Genomic DNA, 19,333 nt, shown 5'->3' with positions numbered 1-19,333 from the left:
GGCTCTAAAATAAGCCACGTTTTTGTTATATTTATTATAAAGATTAATTACCGACCTGACAAGACTTATTATTTAATCCAAAACCGGTCGTAAGGTTCGGGCTTTCCTCTGTTTTGTGTGATCCTGATTGGACAAAACTACAGAAACCCTGAATTCCTGATCACCCGCTTCAAAGCGCGCCTCCCCATCATACTTCTTCGCAATGGCCGTCACCGAAATAATGCCAATGCCGGAAGCTTCCGCTCTTTTGTTGGAAAGGAAAACCCCATTTTTAATGTGAACTTCTCCGGCATAGCGGTTGTCTACACTAATATATAGCTTGTTGCCAATAAATTGGGACGACAGTTTAATAATTTTATCTCCTGAGATGATGCATCGACAGGCTTCCAGGGCATTTTCCAGCACATTCCCAAAAACAACACATAAATCCGTTTCATCAATTTCCAAATCCCCGGGAACCATTGTTTCAATGAATAAATCAATGGCTTCTGACTTACAGATATTGGCATAATAACTAAGGATCGCATTAACCGCATCATTCCCGCAGTAGAGCACATCCGAAATGCTCAATCGGTTTCCTAACAGTTCGAAAATATATCTTTCAGCCTTGTTGTCATTCTGTTGCTGGATCAGCCCCAGCACAGTGTTTAGATGATGCCGCAGATCATGTTCACCTTTCCGGGTTTCTTCAATACACTCACCAAATTTTTTATAGTATTCTGATTGGAACAAGAGCTGCTGTTTGATGATTTCATTGCTTTCCGTTAAAATCATATTTTTCTGGGATTGTTCCAGCATTTCAATAACTACATAATAAATCAGGTAAAATCCCAAAAATGCTACCGTATTAAACACCAGAAACTGCCATTGGGCAATCAGTTTTGCATTCATGGCCCCGAATGACAAGCTGATAATGTAGTAGACCATCGGGATAATCCACAGATAACGCCATGCTTTGTTATGGGTCTGCATGACCTTACTGATTTTTTTTCTGAAAAAAATCCATACCAGCGGATAGGTCACCATTAGGATTACGCATTGAAACAAGTTGAAATAAAAAGAATAGGAGGTCTGGACATAAACCTTGTGCAAACCATAGGTAAGGTAAGAAACCTCCAGAAACTTGGCCATGTTGACAATAAAATCGGCATAGCTTTTTACCAGAAAGGCAATAAACACCAACTTTGATGGGGTTCCCTTAACCACCGCCGTGTAAACTCCTACATAGAGAAGCAAAAAAACAACACTGTGAAAAAAGCGCAGACTGTTCCAATCCGGCACCCACTCAATAATTAGGATAACTGAAACGATGTTTAGTAGCATACACAGGGTTCCAGCGGTAATAACCGTTTTTTTTGAATACCGAAGCTGATTCCATACCGGAATAAAGGCCAAAATAAAATAAGGGAGTATCGACAAACCAATACCCCAGGCAATGTTAAGATAACTATTTAGCACTTATGTCACCTCGTACTTTTGAAAACACAAAGTCCAGATACTGCTGTCGAACTGCTACGCTGTTACTTCTGGGTATCCCGACCCGGTCGCCATTTTTCATTATAAAATCAGTCGTTGTAAAGTCCTCAACACAATTCATGTTTACAATACTGCAACGGTGACAGCGTAAAAAAGGGGACCCGCCCAGCACGCTTTCCAATTGGGTTAAGGGCAGATACGTTTTTATTTCTTCATTAGCGGTATGAATGATGGAAACCTTATTGAAAACTTCCACATAAATGATATCTTTTAATCGAATCGCGCGTTCAAGTTTTCCAACCGGAATTTTAATCGCTTTGCAGTCCTCAGTTAGCATTGCCAGACATCGATTTAATGCTTCAACTATTTTTTCTTCTGAAATCGGCTTGATGATGTAGTGTCGTGCTTTTAACTCAAACCCTTCAATTGCATAGTCTCTGCTTGAGGTAATAAATACAATTTGGCAATCCTCCCCCAGACTTCTAAGTTCCTTTCCAATTTCAATGCCGTTACCATTTTCTAAGTAAATATCCAGAAAGATGATATTAAAATAGCTAGCCTGAAAACTTTCCCAAAAATCTTCAGCCGTAGAAAAGAAAGTGATTTCAAAGTCGCAACCATTGCTAACTCCGTAATTATTTATGAAATGATTAATTTTTTTCTGATACTCAAATTCATCTTCACAAACTGCGATATAAACCACGCTATCCTCCATCTGACCACTCATCATCAACTATTTTTACTAATTTTATCATATTGAAGCTTATTTAACAATTTGTTTGCAACATAATTGTGGCGTGAAACCCTGTTTTTGTTCGTGAAATTGAATTGTTCTCAAAACTATTTGTTGGTATGATAGTTCTAACATAAATTTATTTAAGAGGTGTTAAAAATGAAAAGAATGAAATTTTTTAGTGTACTCATGGTTTTTGCTTTATCGGTGTTTATTTTCGCAGGTTGTGGCAGTTCATCCGCAGCGAATGATTCTTCATCCACTGACAAAGATACCGTTTATTCCCAGGATTTCACCATTGTCAATGAAACCGGGATTGAAATTTACGCTGTCTTTGTTTCCCCAACCGGTGAAGAAAGCTGGGGCGAGGATATCCTAACAACCGATACCTTGCCAACCGGAAGTACTACCGATATTGTCTTCGATTCAGAGGTAGAAGAACAATACTGGGATCTGATGATTGCTGATTCGGAGGGAACAACCTTTGAATGGTCAAAAATCGATTTATTCTCAGTTTCTGAAATCACCCTGAAACTTGATAATGGCAACCCGACCGCATCTTTCAAATAAAACACAAAAAATCAAAACCGCCGGAACAATTGTTCCGGCGGTTTTATGTTTCGCTTTAGTTTATTGACTTTATTTATTTTCAGGATCTTTAAAACATTAACGCACTCATTTTGTCAATGGCTTCGTCATTAGATTCATAAACACCCGGGAAGCAACCAAAATTCAAACCATGGCTTGCTCCGGGAATGAAATAAAGTTTTCCGCACCGCTCGCAGGCTTCTTTCGTTTTTTCAAAAATGATCTCGGGAGTCCAGCCAGGGAAGTCGACAACGCCACTATCAATATCGCCCATAAAGGAAATTTGACCACCGTATTTTTTAATCAACTCCGGTACGTTGTTGGTCGTCATGACACCCTGCCAGATGTCAATTCCCATTTCAATCATGGCTGGTACCAGATTCGCAGCATAAGAGTCACTATGATGAACAATCAGTTCAACACCATTGTCTTTATAATAACCATAGATTTTTTTATAGGCCGGTACAAAGAACTCCGCAAACATTTCCGGCGAAACGAAAGAAGAAATCTGACTACCCCAATCATCATGATGGAAAATACAATCCGGATGAAGACGGCTAATCATTTCTTTGGCATATGCCAGTTCATACTCAACCAGATAGTCAATCAGATCATGCATATCCTCTGGCTCTTCATACAAGGCCATCAGCGCATCTTCCATGCTCATCAAATGATGGGTCATTTCAAAGATTCCTGGTGCCACAAAGGCCGTTACGAACTCTTCATTTCGATCAACAGCATTGGCGTGTGCAACCGCTGCCGCCCAAGCCTCATCAGAAGTTTCAACCGTAGGTGCTTTAACCTGATTTTTCCAGTCAGTAATATCCTTTAATACCTTATGTTCATCATCATGGACTGGAAATCCTCCCAATTGCCCTTCCGGCCAGGTAAAGGTAATTCCCCAACCATTTTTGATTGTTTGTCCAGGACCAACCATCGCACCCAGCGGCGCTTCCATGATAAGATTCATAAACTCATATTGTTTTACAAATCGATCGGGATTTCCACCTTTGATCGTTTCTAATAGGTTTTGTCGTTTTGTTAACATTTTTAAGCCTCCTGTATTTTGGTTTAAACAATTATAAATGGACCCTATGGCAAATTATTAATTCTTATTATGCCGATACCAGTTCTTTGGCTTTGACAGCGGCACTGCCAGCATCTGGTGCATAGCCGTCAGCACCAACTTCGGCGGCATATTCCGGTGTTACCGGGGCTCCACCAACAATAACTTTTACATCCGGGCAAGCTGCTTTTACCGTTGCTACGGCTTCTTTTAAGGCGGGCATGGTGGTGGTCAGAAGACCCGAGCACGCGACAATTTTCACATTGTCATTGTCTTTAACGGCGGAAACGAAGGTATCAGCCGGTACATCAACACCCAAATCAACCATATCGAACCCAGCACTTTCGATCATCATCGATACCAGATTTTTGCCAATATCGTGAAGATCCCCAGCCACGGTACCGATAACACAAGTACCCAGAGAGGCAGAGCCGTCACCAGCCATCAGTGGTTTTAAGACCTCAACCCCTTTTGACATGGCTTTGGCAGCGATGAGCATTTCTGGAACAAAAATTTCGCCAGAAGAGAATTTGTCCCCAACAACACCCATGGAATCGACCATCGCCTGGAGAATTTCACCTGGTGCACTGCCTTCATCAAGGGCTTCCTGTACCAGCCCTGGTACTAATTTAGACTTTCCTGCTTCAACCTTTGCTTTAACTTCTTCAATTTTTGACATGTTTTTTTCCTCCTGTTTGATTATTTATTGATGATATCGAAATACGATATCAGTTCCATTAACGATTCCCGCCAGTGTGAGCGAGAACGGTTAATTGTTCTTCTTTTTCAGGGGCTTTCAGGTAAAACCATAACGAAAACGATGATTTAAACGCTAATCGTTTTTGCAGCCTGATATCGATTACACTTGGTGCCCCAAAATTTTCTCTGATTCTTTTGTCACCAGGCTACACACCGCAACCTAAACAAATTTTAAATCAATTTAATGTTTATGTCAACCTTTATTTATAAATTTTGTCATTTTTACTAATTAGGAAACTGGTTTCATTTACTAAACCAACAATTTGGTTTCTATCTCCCAAACGGCACGCGCAAACAACGTAAAAGAGTGCTCCCGATCTGCTTATTCAGATCAGGAGCACTTTTTATCTTTGCTCACCTACCTATCTACTTAAACAATATGCTAATTAAATAATATGCAGCCCACATAGGTAAGCGTATTCGGTCCGTAGTAATATTCCAGATTATTTAATTTACACAAATCACTGACGAGAATCCCAAAGGCTTCCATGGATGAGAAGGCCTTTTCGGGGAAACGACAGGCTTCATCCGGATAGGTGCATTTTTTACATAAGGAACAACAGCCGTCTCCCAAGGGAAGCATATCGGCTTTTTTGTCAAACAATGCATTCACCAGTTGATCAAAGCTCACATTGTGCTTTTCCTTAATTTCTTCCATGCCTTCAAAATCAAAACTATCTTCCAATTCTCCAGTCGTTTGGAGAATCACACCATACTGATAGTTATTAACCTTTTTACCACATTCGTCCAAGGTTCCACACCCCGGCGGACATGCCCAATTGGTATCATAAATTTTACATTTATTATCAGCACACATTTGTCTTACCTGGGGATTTAAATCAATCGTTGATACCTTTAGTTCCGCCGCTCGGCTAAAACCGCTTTTGTCTGCCAAATCTAATACTTCTGTTAATTCCATTTTAAATTTTCTCCGGTTTCTGTGAGAATTATTCTTAGTTCCCACTAAATTATTAACTATTCTAGCATATTGTTTCGTATAAATATAGCCTTTTCTCAAATAACAATTGATACCCTGCCACTTAAATATATTTAAATTTATCATCTGTTAATTTACTGACTTATTTTAATGCCTTACATCAACAGATAACTGATCATTGGAATGGTAACAACTGATGCCAGGGTCGTAATAAATACACCTTTGGTTGCCAGGCAAACGTTATTTTCATATTGGTTGGCAAAAAGAACGGTCGATGTTGCCACGGGCATGGCAATAATCACAATCACAATTCCAAGTAAATAAGGGTTCACAATCACATTTTTTAATACTATCCAGGCAAATAAAGGCAGCAGAATCTGCTTAATAATCACGTAAGGATAAAGCCGAATCTCCGTAAAAACACTTTTAATCGGAATTTCTGCTAATGCGATGCCAATGACAATCATAGCCAAAGCTGACGTGGTACTGCCAACTGTTTTTGCGGTATCATTGAGTAGCACCGGGAGTTGCAATTTGAGACTAAACATGATCACTGATGCAATTGATGCCATTATTCCCGGGGACAAAAATTTTTTTACATCCAGTGCTTTTCTTCCTTCCTTTGACATCAGCATGATCCCAAGGGTAAAGTTGCTGACATTAAAAATAAGATTAAAGATAGTGGCATAAAAAATCGCACCAGCACCAAAAATTGATGCAATCACCGGAAAACCCATAAAACCCACGTTAGACCATATCGTCATATACATGTATAAATGACGGTCTTCTTTCTTTACTAGCAGTATTCTTGTAATAAAATAGGCAATGAACGGCATCACTATATAAAAAAGAATTGCAATTACAAACATCATTACGACCTCTTTATGATCTGTATCCTTAGGCATTGACGCCACCGAAGCTAACATCATACATGGCAGGGTAATGCTTAAAATAAAGTTAGAAAGCTGGGCTCCGAATTTCGGGCTGACAATCTTTCGTTTTGCTGAAATATAGCCAAGTGTCAGAATTATAAACAGCTCCAACATCTGATTAATCACTACGTTGATGTTCATAAGCATCTCCTTCAAATAAAAGATAGGCTATCATAAGCTTAGTTTAAATTCAACCAATTATTAATTACCTTGTTTATTTTTGAACTCGTTTTATCTTACCAGACTGACTTAATTCTTTACGATATTAAAATCACAATTCTGAGGCCTTGGATGCAGACGCGTTTTAAATTTCTGTAAAAATGCGAGAAATCAATTGCACATTAAGTTCATTTTCTGCTACAATTAGTTATTGGCAGGTCAGCATCGATGATGCTGGCACTTTAACCTGATTGAAAAAAAACTGAGGTCGCAATGAGAAAGAACTCCTCTTCAAAATTAAGAGTAAAAAACATGCCCCGATTCCTGACATTATCTGTTTTGAGTCTTATTCTGATCGTAATGATTATGATGTCCTTATTTTTTTTAATGACAAAAATGGCCGCGGCTTTCCACTCTCAAGCACAAATCCTCCAGACTTCTTCTGCTAATTCGTCGGAAACCAATGCGCCAAAATCAGAAACCACAAACAATACAACCAACAAAAATATCAAGGCCGATCCGCCACCACAGGTGAATAATGCAGATCCCTTCGCTGATATAAAATCTCGTCTTCGAAGCGGAGATACTGACGGAATCAAAGTGGTCTTTCTAACCTTCGATGATGGTCCCAGCGACGATACCGGAGAGCTTTTAGATACCCTCGCTGACTACAATATAAAAGGAACCTTCTTTACAACCCTTCACGACAATGATCATGCCAAAAACATGTATCGCCGCATTGTGGATGAAGGCCATACCCTGGCCAATCATACCAGTAGCCACGACTACGGTCTCTATGATACGCCAGAAGCGTTTTTTGCTGACGTCGATGCACTGGATCAATTCCAGAAGAAGATAACCGTTCAAGACAATACCAGCCGTATTTTCCGTTTTCCAGGTGGGTCAATGAATTCTAACGAAGCCTGTATTCAAGGTATCTTAGACCGGGGCTATAATTATAGTGACTGGAATGTTTCTTCCGGCGATGGCTGCGCCGATCCGCCACCAAGTGATGTGATTGCTCAAAAAATTATTGAAAGTTGCCGGCAACACGATGTTTCGGTTGTTTTGTCCCACGCCGAACTCAAATCGTCCAGCCGGGAAGCCATGTCAGTTGTGATAGAAACGCTCCAGGAAGAAGGTTACACCTTTTTGAATATGGAAGCCGATTATACCTATCCACGCCATTTAGAGCTATAAAATCACCCATCTATAATAAATAAATGCTACTCTTAAGTAATAGAAACCCACCGTTTTTTCACGGTGGGTTTCTTTTTTATTACCTTCTTCTGACCGTACTTTCACATCGTTTGTGGCAGTACATATTATCTTCTGCCTGTTTAAAAATTCCTTCGATATCCTCTTCTTCTTTTTGCTTAGTTTCATATCCAAAAGCTATGGATAGGTCCTGTCCGCCAATTTTTTCCTTCGCAACTAATTTTTTCATTCTAGCGATGATTTGATCGATCTTGTTGCCGTCAGTTTTGGGTAAAATGACAATAAACTCATCCCCGCCCAACCGGGCAATAATATCGTCTTTTCGACACACCTGACGAATAACTTCAGCTGTCTTTTTGAGCAGCTCATCTCCCATTAGATGTCCCTGGGTATCATTAACCAGTTTTAAACCATTAACATCACCCATCAACAGGGTTAGGGGCAAATTTTCTTTTTTATCAAGGTTTTTTAGTGCCTGTTCGTAATACCTGCGATTATAAAGCCCGGTTAAATAATCATGATAGCTAAGATAGAGCACTTCTTCTTCTATTCGCCTTTTTTCATTGATAAAACGGGCCTGAAGCAGATTTTGAAAAGCCAGATTTGACAACTGATTGGCAATTGTATAAAGTAGTTTTGCTATTTTTTCAAATTGCTGGAAAGACATTTGTGGAACTTCCCGAAACGCTCGTACTGCTTCTGTTTCATCGGCCCCAATTTCCCGGGCATAGGCAGCCAGTTGTTCTTCTTTTAGCCTTTCATCCCGGACCTGACCAATTAACCAATTAGCCACATGCCTGCCACCAACAGTAATGGCCGCCCCGGCATCCCATAAGCCGCCGCTTAAACAGCTTTTGATAATGGGACCCTCTTCCGAATAGGCGCCAATAACCATATCCGACTTTTGACAATTTGCACTACCTTTTGCGGTTTTGCGAATAACATCCTGACAAAGCCGGGTAAAATTCGAGGTTTTTGTTATTGGTTTCCCATCGATAGCGGTGATTAATGACGCTACCCCTGTTGCATCCGAAAACTCATCCTGCAGTTTTTGAATATCTTCCAAGTTGATCAGTTCCTCAAAATTAATATCGACTTCTGCTTCGAGTGGTCTGGTTAGTTCCAACATTCGTTTTTCCAGACTTTGTTCCAATTTTTTCCGATCGGTGATATCCCTTGCCGCCGCATATATCAGTCTACCCTGAGGCCGGGAACTCCATTCGATCCAGCGATAACTTCCATCCTTGGCACGGTATCGATTTGTAAAATTAATCACCGGATTCTGTTCATTTAGTTTGTTCATTACCTCCCGGGTAATTAAGAGATCATCAGGATGAACAAAATCCAAATATTTTGTTCGGGTCAATTCTTCATGGGTATAACCTAATACTTCTTCCCAGGCCTTATTCGTCTTTAAAAAATAGCCTTCCATGTCTGCGATGCACAAAAAATCCAAGTTCAATTCAAAAAAATTATTCAATTCCGCCATTTGCTTCTTTTCTTTTGAGATGTCAACAAAATGAGTTGCAAAATATCCTTTCTCCTGGCTATATGCGGTAACCCGACACCAGATATCAAGGGCGGCGGCAAACTGTTCAAACTCTTTTTCCCCACCGTGTAATGCAATCTCACCATAAAACCCAATCCAATCAAATGTGTCCTCTAAAAGATTAGGTAAAACCTGGGTTATGCGTTTCCCGATGATGGCTGCGCCAATGAGGCCTGTCAGCCTTTCAAAGGCCTTGTTAACTTCAATGAATTCGTAATCACAGGGCTTCCCCGCTTCATCACAGACAATCTTATGATAAGCAAACCCCACCGGTGAGTGTTCAACAACAGATTTATAGAAACTGTCTTTCATGTGATCTTACCCTTTCAGTTATCTCTTTCTTAACAACTATGGCATTAACTTATTATATACCCTTTGTCTAAAAACTGTCTGTTTTTTCACATAATAACACAAATTCTCCCCCAATTTAACTGTTTCCTGTTTTAATTAAACTTTTTTGTTTACAATCGGGTGCCCTCAAAAAAGGATCTGTCCTAATCATAACAAATCCTTTTTTAATCATTTTATTAAACAATTCCGGATGTTGTTTTTTTAGCTAAACTAAAAAGAACCCCTTTTTCGGATCGTTTCTTTACGAATCGATCGAAATCGGAGTTCTTTTTTAATAACACGTCAGCTCAGATAAAAACACTGGTTTTAATCTGATGCACTGTTTTTTTGAATATTATGTCTATGCTTTGATTTCTTTTTTGCTGATCAGATATGCCATCCCCATCAGTGCCAATAGTCCCATTATAGCCATTAAAGCGTCTTGTCCCATGTCCTGGGCACCCGTTTTGGGATTGTCAGATTTTGTGTATTTTGCATAATATGGTTCAAGATACAAAGAAGATGCACTAAGATCTACATCGCCGTAAGCAGGACTGATGTAGACGCCATCACCAGCATAGATTGCTAACGGATTAACACCGCCGACAGCAGTTAAATCCAGGATACCATCTCGGATTACAACCCAGCTGTCTGCATGTAATGCATTAGCCATACCTGTTTCGGTGGTCGATTTAACCGTTGTGTATCCGCCTTTGACAATGATATCATCGCCAGCTCCAATACCCATGCTTCGACCGCTGATTGATTCGGTAATGACATCGACATCGCCGCCGTTGATCATAACGTCATTGTCAGCCCAAAGTCCCCAGGCTCCACCGGTTCCTGTGTTGATTGCAGTTGCATCAACCCAACCATCATTAATAATTAAATCGCCGTTTACAACATCAACGGCTGCAACGTCGCCCATGTCACTCATGGCGAACAGTTCATAATCGCCATCATTAAGCACGAGATCGCCATCTGTTACACGAATCGCTCTTGTTGAACCAATAGCCATTATTTCGCCAGGTCCACCCATTGTCAAGTCTCCAACGACTTCAATGGCACTGCCGGTATCGTTTGCAATGATGTTTGTTCCGTTTATAATCATGGAGAAATTACTTCCCATATCGGCTGCAACAAGCTGTTTTCCAATAAAGTTGTTCAGTGTCAAGGCATTCGTGACTGCATCGTAAGAGTAGTCTGCACCGACAGTGTTAAGAAGCACATCAATGAATGTCACCGCGTCTCTCCATAAACCTAATGCTGGAACTGCTTTGACTTCAATGGTTCCGACATCAGCTGCCTGTGTTTCAACCACTGGCTCATCCACAACAGGTACTTGCGCAACCGGAACTTCTGCTGCTTCAACCACTGGCTCTTCCACTGCAGCCGATTCTTCTTCGACTACCGCTTCTTCAGCTACTGGTTCTTCGACGACGGGTTCTTCAACCGCAGTATTTAGCACCTCATCAACTGGGGCACCCTCAACTTCTAATACCACCAGGGTTGGTTCTTCCACCACTTCTTCGGCAAATGCTGACGCAGGTACAAGCATCAACACCATTACCACAACCAGCAACAAAGCCATCAATTTCGACATTTTTTTCACTTCACTATTCCTCCTTTCAAGAGAATTGTTTCTGTGTACATCACACTCCGATTAGCGTAAAATTACACAGTAATAGATTACATTACTCTTTTTACCCGCTTTTTTTATAAATAACATAATTATTTTGAAAAATAAAATTATTTAAAATCTTTTTTTATTAGCGATTTGCCTTCTGTCCTCGATCATTTTGGTGATAACCAAAGATAAACATGCAACTTCTTTCTCAATGCGCATCCGATAATTATAATTAAACAGCTCTGGCATCAAATATTTTTGAATTCCTGAGCTGTTTCTCCAGGTCTTACATGAAAAGAGATGCCCTCTGGTTTTGCCGACCACCGCGATCCCTCTTTTTTTTGAAAACTCCGATAACGTCTTTTCAAAGTTCTCCAAAAAAAACGCCGGCTGTCCCAAGATCACTGGCATGACACACAAAAACCACCCCTTTTTTAAATCCGACTCCAGCCAATAGATATTGAATTTCACGGGATAGTCCTGATAGACTACCACCATATCACCCAGACTTTTAGCTGCCCGGCCAATCTTCTCGCAAAAATAGTCTCTGATGGGTGACTTAAATTCAGCCATTTTACCATATAATAAGGGGTTTGTTATTTCACCGAGGATCAACAAATACAAATCGCCAAAGGGAAGCTGTTCATCCCTGACGCTACAAAACCCATCAATCAGTGCTTCCAGTTCTTCTTTACAAAGACAAGCTGGTGACTCAGTCAAATCAAGAGGTATTTCCTGAGTAATCAAGTCTTTAAAATAAACCCAGGCTGTTTGTGGTTTCTGATCCACCATCACAATCACCTCTTCCCGTTCGTAAACTGGAACTTCTTCCCATTGGTCGGCTCGTAATAAGTCTGCTTTCGTCACCTCCAAGAGCATTCCTGGAACAAATCCCGATCCGGGGGCGAGATGATAAAAACCGTCGATATCACCTTTTATACAGAATCCTTCTAGCACGCCGTGTCTTTTATTAAGCACTCTGCCAAATATTTTTTGTTGTATCAGTTCATTTTTTAGGGTTCCATATGAAAAAAGATAGCTCATTTTAACGCTCCTGTCGAACAATTTTCTTTTTATTATAGCACTTATCCGATCTTAACAAAAAGGCGAACATTCTATTAAAATGCCCGCCTTTTGCTTTTATATTTATTTAAACTAATAAGGTCGATCAACCCAAAACATCAGCGGACTCTAACTAAAGCGTAGCACCAATAACGGCGTCTAATTCAATTTCCACCAGCTGAGTGGGCCGGTTTAAGCCCGATGTCCCCACCACGGTGCATAAGGGGCGAATATCCTTGAAAAATTCAGAATAGGCCCGGACAATCTCACCGCAATGACCCATATCGGTGGCGTAAACCTTCACCTTTACCACCTCACTGGCTTTAGAACCAGCTTTATCCATTAATTTGAGCAATTTTTCCAGCACATATTTGGTCTGAGCATAGGGATCACCTTCACCGTAGACGGTGCCGTCCGGCTGCACCGAAGTGGTACCGCCCACATAAACAAAGGGTCCCACTTTTACAATTCGACTGTAGCCCGCCTTATCTTCCAGCGGCGCTCCTGATGAATAATTGGTTCGTTTTAACTCCATAATTTTCTCCTTATATTTTAGTTTTGAATCGGTTATAACGTAGTTCACTTAAATCGATCGATGGTTCTTTATCCACCACCATTTCTGACAAGAGGGTTCCCACCATCGGCGAAATGCCAAAGCCATGGCCGGTAAAGGCGCAGGCCAGAATTAAACCCGGTACCTCTTCGACAAAGCTGATCACCGGCACATGGTCGGCGCATTCGTCAATCCAGCCGGCCCAGGTTCGGACAATTTTGGCTTCTGATAAGATCGGGAAATAGTTCATAATGCCCCGACAAATACAGGAAGCCGTCCGACTGTTGTTAACCGGCACGTCGAAGTCTGAGGTATAAGCATCCATCCCCGAAGTTCCCCCAAAAACGAAGGACCCATGAGTGCTTTGGTGACCGTAAAAATCAGCTTCGGCGGTACCCAGCATCTGCTCAAACATTTTCACCTGAGGCTCGGTCACCAGGGCTTCGAGTAGCACCCGATTCATCGGAATATCGATGCCAATGGTATTGGCAATGGCGCGGCTCTCATAACCCGCAGCCAGAATAATCTGCGGGGCCTCATAGACATTGTCTGCGGTAATTACCTGTCGGGCTACGCCCTTTATTTTGCGGATTTCAACCACGTTTTCACCGGTAATAAAACGCACGCCCAGTCTTCTGGCGTTTTTATAATAGGCCAGGGTTGTCAACATCGGGTTGGCGTGGCCATCGGTATCACACCAGCTGGCGCCAATCACCTCATCGGACAAGTAGGGGCAGATATCCCGAACCTCCTTGGCGTCAATCATCCTGACATCCAGCCCCTTGGCCACCGCCCGCTCGGTCAGACCTTCTAAAATTTTGATATGGCCGGCGGTTTTGGCTAACCGCAGATTACCTTTTTTATAATACTCAACATCCATTCCCAGTTCTTCGGAAAGAGTCGGCCAGAGGTTTTTCACCGCCTTGATGGCCAGCGGCAATTCCCGGGGATCGCGACCCGACTGACGAACGCCACCGCCGTTTCGGCTGGAACCCCCTTCGCCAATCTGGGCTTTTTCCAGTACTGTTACCGACACACCTTTTTGAGCCAGGTAATAGGCGGTTGCACAACCAATCACGCCACCGCCGATAATTAAGACATCCGAACAATTAGACATGCCCGCCACCTCCTGTCAGCACTTCATTTTCCAGTCCTTCATTTCCCAGTACCCGCATTTCCACCGGTCTGACCGGGGCCCGGGAAACGGCACTTTCCAGTTCCGCCGGGGCAATCCCCAATTCGCGGGCCACGATATTTTTAACCAGCTTGCCACAGGTTTGCCCCTGACATAAGCCCATGCCAGTTCTTAGATAGCGTCTGATTTCGGTTAAGGTTAGCATCCCATCGTGGACGGCTTGCCTGATTTCTCCTTTGGTTACCTCTTCACAACGGCAAATAATCATCTCGTCATCTGCTTGCGGGAGGAACTCACCCAAATCGATTGAACGATCCATTATTTTTTTCATTAAAATCACCCTATTGCCTTATAAAATCGGGCCTTCATGGCCATCTCAGCCGGCACCTTCATGGTCAAAAGACTGGTGTGATCCATGACTTTGGCACTTTTTATGCCGACAATCTCAGCTTGGCAGACTTCGGTGCCGCTGCGATCCAGGGCTTTACCAATTGCCCCTTTTTCCGGCAGGGGCAAAAATTCATAGGGAATGGTAATGGCCGCATAGCCCGGTTCGCTGTGATCATCCACTAAAAAGATGGCCTGACCCGAACAGGCCGCCACACACATCCCACAGCCGGTACAAGCCAACTGCGTATCAACAACCGGAAGGGCCGTGATGTTTGCGCCAATCTTAATGCAGCCTTTCACGCAAGCATCCTGACAGGGATTACAAGGAATATTCTGGGTACATTCAATCACCGGATGAATACCCTTGATTTCTGTTTTCACCCCGGGATAGGCCCCCATCTCTTGCTCCTCCAAATACCCTTTTTGAAGCAGCGATTGGGATAATAACAGCCCTTCTTCGGTTAGAGTCAAATCTTTTTTGCCTTTGTTTTCCGGCCCGAACATGCCCTGCCGTAAAGCATCTAAGGCCTTTTCGCCGGTTTTGTGCCGATCTTTGAAATCTTCATTTGACAGGTAGCCCAGGGCATTGGCGGCCGCCGCCCCGGCAATACGTCCTTCAATCATGGCCGAGCTGGCCTCTTCAATGCCGGATACATCCCCGACGGCAAAAATACCTTTGATGGTAGTTTCGCCCCGCTCATCGATCACCGGAACAGTGCCACCCCGTTTAGGATCCTCAATCATCGCACATCCGGCTACCTTTAAGAGTTGGGACATCGGTGATAATCCCACTGCCAGACAAATGGTATCCACCTCAAAATGTTTTTCTGAGCCGGGAATCAGCTGCCAGTTTTCATCAACGGCACCAATGATGACCCCTTCCACCTTGTCGTCACCTTCGGCTTTAACAATGGTGTGGGAAAGATAAAAGTTCACCCCGCAGCGGGCGACCTTGGCGGCATGAACGCCGTAGCCACCGACCTGTTTGGCCGCATCCACTAGCGCCACCACCTCACAACCGGCCTGCAGCAGTTGAAAGCTGACCACCAGACCGACATTGCCCGAGCCCAGCATCAGTACTTTTTCACCAGGCTTAACCCCATGCAAATTCATCATCGTCTGAGCGGCTCCGGCCCCAATCACCCCCGGCAGGGTCCAACCGGGAAAGGTGACCATGTTTTCCGAAGCACCGGTGGCCACAATCAGGGCATCACCCTTGTAATGCTCGATCGCATCGCCCACCATCACGGTAACTTCTTTGCCTTCATAAATTCCAATTACGGTTGCGTCCAGGACTACCGCAACACCCGTTTCTTCAGCTTCTGCCAACAGCTCCTGGCCAATTTTATAGCCTCTTACCTTGGCCTTATGTTCTTTTGAGCCAAAAAATTTATGTATTTGTTTAAACAGCTGTCCGCCGGGTTTGGCATTTTCATCAAAGACCACCACTTTAAGACCGCTTTTTGCGGCTTCAATGGCAGCACTCAAACCCGCTGGACCGCCGCCGATTACGATCAGTTCTACTCGTTTCATTTTGCTCTTCTCCTAGTTGGATTCTTTTGCGGTCACACCATCTTGAGTTTGTACCTTCATTCCGGCAGATAACGGGGTGACACAGGTTCTCACATTGGGCTTTCCATCCACCATCATCACACAGTCGGTACACCGGCCGATGGCACAGAAGATCCCCCGGGGCTTTCCATATTTCTGGGTATGCCGATGGGTCATCACCCCGGCCGCCCGCAATGCGGCGGCAATCGGTTCCCCGGCATAACCTTCTAAGGGTTTGCCATCAAACTCAAAGATGACCTTCTCTCCTTTTGCTATTTTCCCCAATATGGGATGCTCTTCAATACGCACGTTCTTGCCTCCTGTTTTCAACTCTTATAGACCGTTATCAGCGGAAAAACCAAATCCTTTGCCAATCACCAGATCACTGCCCACCAGGGGGATTCCGGTCATCGCACAAGCTTCCAGAGTCAAGGCCCGAAGGTCTTCCCGTTCGAGATTTTTAAGCTTGGTTTTGCCCGCGGATTTGGCCAGCAGCACCGCTTCGGCGGTAATCGCTTTAATATAATTGGCCACCCGCTCAGCGGCTTCATCAACATCCAGATTCTGGCGCAGTTCGGGGTCCTGGGTACCAATGCCAAAGGCACATTTTCCGGTCTGACAGTTCATGCAAACCCGACAGCCCATCGCTACCATGGCGGCGGTCCCAATCGCCACTGCATCGGCACCAATGGCCAATGCCTTGGCGAGATCAGCGCCATTGGTAATCCCGCCGGAGACAATCAGGCTCATTTCTTCCTTGACACCCATTTCTTCCAGAGTTCTGACCGCCGCAACCAGAGCGGGCATCGTTGGGATGCCCAGGTGATCGGTCGCCATCACTGGGGCAGCACCGGTTCCGGCACTGCAGCCATCCAAAATAATGCCGTCAAAGCCCAGCTTGATGGCGATTTTTATATCATCTCGCACCCGGCCAGCCGCTATTTTGCAAAAAATCGGGGTTTCCCAATCGGTCATTTCCCGGAGTTGCTGCATTTTAACCACCATATCATCGGCCCCAAAGGCATCCCCAGCCCGAGGATGGGAATGAAGATCAATCCCAATCGGAATTTTTCTGACCTCAGCAATTTCTTCACTGATTTTTTCACCCATTAAATGACCAGACAGTCCTGGTTTGGCACCAATGCCATAAAGCACTTCCAGCATATCGGCCACTTCCATATTTCGACGGGTAAAGCCCATCCGACTGGCTAGAATCTGAACCGACTGACGGTAAGAATTTTCCAGTTCTTCGGGTAAAATGCCACCTTCGCCATTGCTGATCACCGTTCCCACGAGCTTGGTGGCCTTGGCCAGAGCGATTTTGGCTTCTTTGCTGAGCGCCCCATAAGACATCCCGGCAATCATCACCGGGGTTTCGATAATGAGTGGTTTTTTAGCAAATCGGGCCCCCAGTACAGTTCGGGTTTCGCAATCTTCCCGATAGGTATCGATGGGCATCCGGGTCAGCTGCGAGGGCAAAATCATCAGATCATCAAATTTCGGCATCGGTCGGGGTGAACCGCAACCGCGGATCCGATATTTTCCATTGGTGGCCTTGTAGTCAATTTCTGATAGGGTCTCCTTATTCCAGGTTGCCTTTGGAGCATTATGGATGGTTACTTGTTTTTTATCTGCCATGATCCTTAACCTCTCTTTACGAAATATTTTTTGGCCAGCTCCGGTTTTAAATCCGGTTTAAATAACGCGTACTCGTGTCTGCCACTGAGCACCGGCCGGATCACGTGAAAATCTTTTCCATCGGCGGCAATCTCATATTGGCTAAATAAATGATCCAGCTTTTCTGTTTCGGCGGCGGTAATGGTGTCGTAAAAAACATTCCCGCCCATTTTCGATTCCGCTTCAGGATCGCGGGTGAAGATCTTTCCGGAATACATCGATTCGCCGCATTCTTTGCCCAGCGCCCCCAGAATGATCAGGTCACCGCCCATGGCCATCACCCCGGCCCATCTTCCGGCTGAGCCGCAGACGATGATGTTACCGCCCTTCATGCCATAGCCTACCCGGCTGCCGGTATTGCCATAAATGACAATCGTACCGCCATTGATGTAGGCCCCAATATTGCAACCGGTGTTTTTTTCAACAATCAATTCGCCGGACATCATGTCATCCCCGGCATACCAGCCGACATTACCCTTAATCCGGAGGGTCGGTCCTTCTAAAAAACTACCAGTATACAACCCGGTGCTGTCTTCGATGGTTACCTGGCAGTCGCCTGATAAACCGGCGCAGATATTGTGCATCGAATTGACATTTTTTAGTACCAGTTCATTGCTTTCTTTAAGTTTATCCTTAATCAGAACATTGACTTTTTCATTTTCTACCTTGGCCAGATCTAAATATTCCATACGCGCACCTCCCCCGGTTCCATTTCTTCGGCAAAGAGATCCTCACTCACCGCTGAAAATTCGATCTGTTCGGAACCTAGCATAATATAATCGTCGGATTCCACCAGCAGCAGGGGCTTAATTCCCAGCTTGTCTTTAACAAAACCAATCTGACTTTCGGTGGCTGCGATAATACAGTAAATCCCATCTAATTGATCCGCCGCGTCATTTAAAGCCGCTTCCAGATTACCGCCGTTAATGCTCATGGCATAGGCAATCAGATGACTGGCCGCTTCGGAATCATTCATGGTTTTAAATTTAACACCCTTTGATTCCAGAAACCGCCGCATTTTAAAATAATTGGTAAACTGACCATTATGGACTAGCGCCAGCTCCGGATAAAAAGGGGACACAAAGGGATGCGCCGCATTGATATCTTCCACACTTTCGGTGGCCATGCGCACATGGCCAATGCCGTGGCGACAATTCTGCATTTCGATCTGATGTTTGTCGCGCAGGTTCTTTAAATGCCCGCCTTCCTTGTAAACCTTAATGCCATCACCCAGCGAATGAACGGCTAAACCCTCAACCCCATTAATGGCAAAATGCAGGGGTTTTAGTTTGTCATCATCCATTTCCAGAAGATACTCTGCCATGGGAATACTCTCTCCAGCGGAAATCAATCGTTCATTTTTAATTTTTCCATAGTTTCCAATCAGATCCCGAATTTCTCCAATCCGTTCTTCCTTATTCATCGATATTCGTAAGGTAACCTGCTCATCTTTCGGGAAAATGGCAATCCCACTGGCATCCGGGCCCCGATGCTGAATCAAACCCAGCATTCCCAATAGATTCGATGAAATGTCTATTGGTTGTTTACTAATAATTCCCGCTATTCCACACATTGTTTTTCTCCTTTTTAT

General features: G+C 43.7%; 19 protein-coding genes. 2 read left to right on the top strand and 17 right to left on the bottom strand.

Going from position 1 to position 19,333, the window contains the following annotated elements; translation table 11 throughout:
• Window positions 1-72 precede the first annotated feature (72 nt).
• Together DOZ58_RS14620 and DOZ58_RS14615 are read right to left on the bottom strand one after the other, a co-directional pair.
• On the bottom strand, window positions 73-1,458 hold the full coding sequence (locus tag DOZ58_RS14620) for a sensor histidine kinase (protein WP_111888969.1): 1,386 nt from the start codon (window positions 1,456-1,458) through the stop codon (window positions 73-75).
• A complete protein-coding gene (locus DOZ58_RS14615; RefSeq protein WP_162624540.1) occupies window positions 1,448-2,179 on the bottom strand; it encodes a LytTR family DNA-binding domain-containing protein in 732 nt (243 codons plus the stop codon). The genes DOZ58_RS14620 and DOZ58_RS14615 overlap by 11 nt, the downstream gene beginning before the upstream one ends.
• 189 nt (window positions 2,180-2,368) lie before the next feature.
• On the opposite strand from DOZ58_RS14615, the gene DOZ58_RS14610 reads away from it, so the two are divergent.
• The gene (locus DOZ58_RS14610; RefSeq protein WP_111888967.1) at window positions 2,369-2,779 is read left to right on the top strand and encodes a hypothetical protein; all 411 of its coding nucleotides are present in this window, start codon (window positions 2,369-2,371) and stop codon (window positions 2,777-2,779) included.
• 88 nt (window positions 2,780-2,867) lie between these two features.
• Here DOZ58_RS14610 and DOZ58_RS14605 read toward each other — a convergent pair whose 3' ends face one another.
• The 4 genes from DOZ58_RS14605 to DOZ58_RS14590 form a co-directional block, all read right to left on the bottom strand.
• Window positions 2,868-3,845, bottom strand: a complete 978-nt coding sequence (locus DOZ58_RS14605) for a uroporphyrinogen decarboxylase family protein (protein WP_111888966.1) — start codon at window positions 3,843-3,845, stop codon at window positions 2,868-2,870.
• Between the two features lie 67 nt (window positions 3,846-3,912).
• Complete coding sequence (locus DOZ58_RS14600) at window positions 3,913-4,542, bottom strand: corrinoid protein (protein ID WP_111888965.1); 630 nt, start codon at window positions 4,540-4,542, stop codon at window positions 3,913-3,915.
• Window positions 4,543-5,004: 462 nt separating this feature from the next.
• Window positions 5,005-5,541 carry a DUF2284 domain-containing protein gene (locus tag DOZ58_RS14595; protein ID WP_111888964.1) on the bottom strand — a complete coding sequence of 179 codons (537 nt, stop codon included), beginning with the start codon at window positions 5,539-5,541 and terminating at the stop codon, window positions 5,005-5,007.
• Between the two features lie 173 nt (window positions 5,542-5,714).
• Window positions 5,715-6,632 (bottom strand): AEC family transporter, encoded by a 918-nt coding sequence (locus tag DOZ58_RS14590; RefSeq protein ID WP_111888963.1) that lies wholly within the window; start codon window positions 6,630-6,632, stop codon window positions 5,715-5,717.
• Window positions 6,633-6,923: 291 nt separating this feature from the next.
• Here DOZ58_RS14590 and DOZ58_RS14585 point away from each other — a divergent pair, with 291 nt between their 5' ends.
• The gene (locus DOZ58_RS14585; protein WP_111888962.1) at window positions 6,924-7,850 is read left to right on the top strand and encodes a polysaccharide deacetylase family protein; all 927 of its coding nucleotides are present in this window, start codon (window positions 6,924-6,926) and stop codon (window positions 7,848-7,850) included.
• A gap of 79 nt (window positions 7,851-7,929) precedes the next feature.
• Here the strand turns inward: DOZ58_RS14585 and DOZ58_RS14580 are convergent, their stop codons facing one another.
• The 11 genes from DOZ58_RS14580 to DOZ58_RS14530 form a co-directional block, all read right to left on the bottom strand.
• Complete coding sequence (locus tag DOZ58_RS14580; protein ID WP_111888961.1) at window positions 7,930-9,729, bottom strand: PocR ligand-binding domain-containing protein; 1,800 nt, start codon at window positions 9,727-9,729, stop codon at window positions 7,930-7,932.
• 379 nt (window positions 9,730-10,108) lie between these two features.
• Window positions 10,109-11,359 (bottom strand): hypothetical protein, encoded by a 1,251-nt coding sequence (locus DOZ58_RS18715; RefSeq protein WP_204355417.1) that lies wholly within the window; start codon window positions 11,357-11,359, stop codon window positions 10,109-10,111.
• Window positions 11,360-11,500: 141 nt separating this feature from the next.
• Window positions 11,501-12,418: a gamma-glutamylcyclotransferase family protein gene (locus DOZ58_RS14570; RefSeq protein WP_111888960.1), complete on the bottom strand. Its 918-nt coding sequence runs from the start codon at window positions 12,416-12,418 to the stop codon at window positions 11,501-11,503.
• Between the two features lie 151 nt (window positions 12,419-12,569).
• Entirely contained in the window at window positions 12,570-12,971 is a 402-nt protein-coding gene (locus tag DOZ58_RS14565; RefSeq protein WP_111888959.1) for a Rid family hydrolase, read from the bottom strand.
• Window positions 12,972-12,981: 10 nt separating this feature from the next.
• Window positions 12,982-14,106: an FAD-binding oxidoreductase gene (locus tag DOZ58_RS14560; protein WP_111888958.1), complete on the bottom strand. Its 1,125-nt coding sequence runs from the start codon at window positions 14,104-14,106 to the stop codon at window positions 12,982-12,984.
• Window positions 14,099-14,455 (bottom strand): (2Fe-2S)-binding protein, encoded by a 357-nt coding sequence (locus tag DOZ58_RS14555; RefSeq protein ID WP_111888957.1) that lies wholly within the window; start codon window positions 14,453-14,455, stop codon window positions 14,099-14,101. Before DOZ58_RS14555 ends, DOZ58_RS14560 begins: the two co-directional genes overlap by 8 nt.
• A 5-nt stretch (window positions 14,456-14,460) precedes the next feature.
• Entirely contained in the window at window positions 14,461-16,047 is a 1,587-nt protein-coding gene (locus tag DOZ58_RS14550; protein ID WP_111888956.1) for an FAD-dependent oxidoreductase, read from the bottom strand.
• A gap of 12 nt (window positions 16,048-16,059) precedes the next feature.
• Window positions 16,060-16,374: a (2Fe-2S)-binding protein gene (locus DOZ58_RS14545; RefSeq protein WP_111888955.1), complete on the bottom strand. Its 315-nt coding sequence runs from the start codon at window positions 16,372-16,374 to the stop codon at window positions 16,060-16,062.
• Between the two features lie 24 nt (window positions 16,375-16,398).
• Window positions 16,399-17,703, bottom strand: a complete 1,305-nt coding sequence (locus DOZ58_RS14540; protein ID WP_111888954.1) for an FMN-binding glutamate synthase family protein — start codon at window positions 17,701-17,703, stop codon at window positions 16,399-16,401.
• Window positions 17,704-17,708: 5 nt separating this feature from the next.
• Window positions 17,709-18,431 carry a glutamate synthase gene (locus DOZ58_RS14535; protein WP_111888953.1) on the bottom strand — a complete coding sequence of 241 codons (723 nt, stop codon included), beginning with the start codon at window positions 18,429-18,431 and terminating at the stop codon, window positions 17,709-17,711.
• A complete protein-coding gene (locus DOZ58_RS14530; RefSeq protein WP_111888952.1) occupies window positions 18,419-19,315 on the bottom strand; it encodes a glutamine amidotransferase in 897 nt (298 codons plus the stop codon). The genes DOZ58_RS14535 and DOZ58_RS14530 overlap by 13 nt, the downstream gene beginning before the upstream one ends.
• Window positions 19,316-19,333: the final 18 nt, after the last annotated feature.

Source organism: Acetobacterium sp. KB-1 (assembly GCF_003260995.1).
GTDB lineage: Bacteria > Bacillota > Clostridia > Eubacteriales > Eubacteriaceae > Acetobacterium > Acetobacterium carbinolicum.
The sequence above is the reverse complement of the archived record's forward strand: the minus strand, read 5'-3'. Positions and strand labels throughout refer to the sequence as shown.

What these genes read in the sequence shown, in the direction of transcription:
- DOZ58_RS14610 (WP_111888967.1), top strand. Translation starts at nt 2,369, where the DNA reads ATGAAAAGAATGAAATTTTTTAGTGTACTCATGGTTTTTGCTTTATCG.
- DOZ58_RS14605 (WP_111888966.1), bottom strand. Translation starts at nt 3,845, where the DNA reads ATGTTAACAAAACGACAAAACCTATTAGAAACGATCAAAGGTGGAAAT.
- DOZ58_RS14600 (WP_111888965.1), bottom strand. Translation starts at nt 4,542, where the DNA reads ATGTCAAAAATTGAAGAAGTTAAAGCAAAGGTTGAAGCAGGAAAGTCT.
- DOZ58_RS14595 (WP_111888964.1), bottom strand. Translation starts at nt 5,541, where the DNA reads ATGGAATTAACAGAAGTATTAGATTTGGCAGACAAAAGCGGTTTTAGC.
- DOZ58_RS14590 (WP_111888963.1), bottom strand. Translation starts at nt 6,632, where the DNA reads ATGAACATCAACGTAGTGATTAATCAGATGTTGGAGCTGTTTATAATT.
- DOZ58_RS14585 (WP_111888962.1), top strand. Translation starts at nt 6,924, where the DNA reads ATGAGAAAGAACTCCTCTTCAAAATTAAGAGTAAAAAACATGCCCCGA.
- DOZ58_RS14580 (WP_111888961.1), bottom strand. Translation starts at nt 9,729, where the DNA reads ATGAAAGACAGTTTCTATAAATCTGTTGTTGAACACTCACCGGTGGGG.
- DOZ58_RS14570 (WP_111888960.1), bottom strand. Translation starts at nt 12,418, where the DNA reads ATGAGCTATCTTTTTTCATATGGAACCCTAAAAAATGAACTGATACAA.
- DOZ58_RS14565 (WP_111888959.1), bottom strand. Translation starts at nt 12,971, where the DNA reads ATGGAGTTAAAACGAACCAATTATTCATCAGGAGCGCCGCTGGAAGAT.
- DOZ58_RS14560 (WP_111888958.1), bottom strand. Translation starts at nt 14,106, where the DNA reads ATGTCTAATTGTTCGGATGTCTTAATTATCGGCGGTGGCGTGATTGGT.
- DOZ58_RS14555 (WP_111888957.1), bottom strand. Translation starts at nt 14,455, where the DNA reads ATGAAAAAAATAATGGATCGTTCAATCGATTTGGGTGAGTTCCTCCCG.
- DOZ58_RS14550 (WP_111888956.1), bottom strand. Translation starts at nt 16,047, where the DNA reads ATGAAACGAGTAGAACTGATCGTAATCGGCGGCGGTCCAGCGGGTTTG.
- DOZ58_RS14540 (WP_111888954.1), bottom strand. Translation starts at nt 17,703, where the DNA reads ATGGCAGATAAAAAACAAGTAACCATCCATAATGCTCCAAAGGCAACC.
- DOZ58_RS14535 (WP_111888953.1), bottom strand. Translation starts at nt 18,431, where the DNA reads ATGGAATATTTAGATCTGGCCAAGGTAGAAAATGAAAAAGTCAATGTT.
- DOZ58_RS14530 (WP_111888952.1), bottom strand. Translation starts at nt 19,315, where the DNA reads ATGTGTGGAATAGCGGGAATTATTAGTAAACAACCAATAGACATTTCA.